The following is a 588-nucleotide window of genomic DNA, read 5'->3' on the forward strand; positions in this document are numbered from 1 at the left end:
ACAAGCACGATGATACCTTCAGCTACGGCTCCGGGTTCGGGAAGAGGTCGTTCACTCATTCCGACGGCGGGATCGAGACAGGGTTCGCCAATGGTGCCAACGCCTTCGACACCCGGCAGGCAATTTCTTCCCTAGCCTACAAGCCAGTGCGGACCGACGGTTTTGCATCGGATTTCAGAGAGGCCTTGTCCCAAGGCTTCAACAGGGCAGAGGGTCTTCGGCAGGCTGCCTCTGAGTCTCGCAGCGCCACAGTCTCCACCGGCACTGAGCTGCTTGAAAGCGCAAGCCGCAGCGCTTCGTCGTCGAACGAGAATGGGTCGGCTTTCAACTCGAGCGTGTCGAAATTCAACGATCAGGTTCGTTCTCTATCCAATACTCTTCAAGAGAGGTTCGGCCTGAGCGAGAGTGACTCGCAGAGTATCTCGAGATCGTTCCTCTTGTCTGGAGAGGCTGGTGCCTCGGGAGGCGTGAATGGCAAACTTGGGGTTGGAAATTCTGAGGGTATTATCGCCGCAATCGGAGCGGATGCTGCCGCAAAGCTTTCTACGAGCATAATCGCACAACACAGACATGCTACCGGGGAGACGC

At 56.8% G+C, this 588-nt stretch carries 1 pseudogene; it reads left to right on the forward strand.

Annotated features, from left to right (window positions below):
* A pseudogene (locus AX708_RS21075) lies at window positions 1-588 on the forward strand (peptidase M23); the annotation flags it as partial.

The sequence above is a fragment of the Erythrobacter sp. CCH5-A1 genome (genome assembly GCF_001557115.1).
Taxonomy (GTDB): domain Bacteria; phylum Pseudomonadota; class Alphaproteobacteria; order Sphingomonadales; family Sphingomonadaceae; genus Erythrobacter.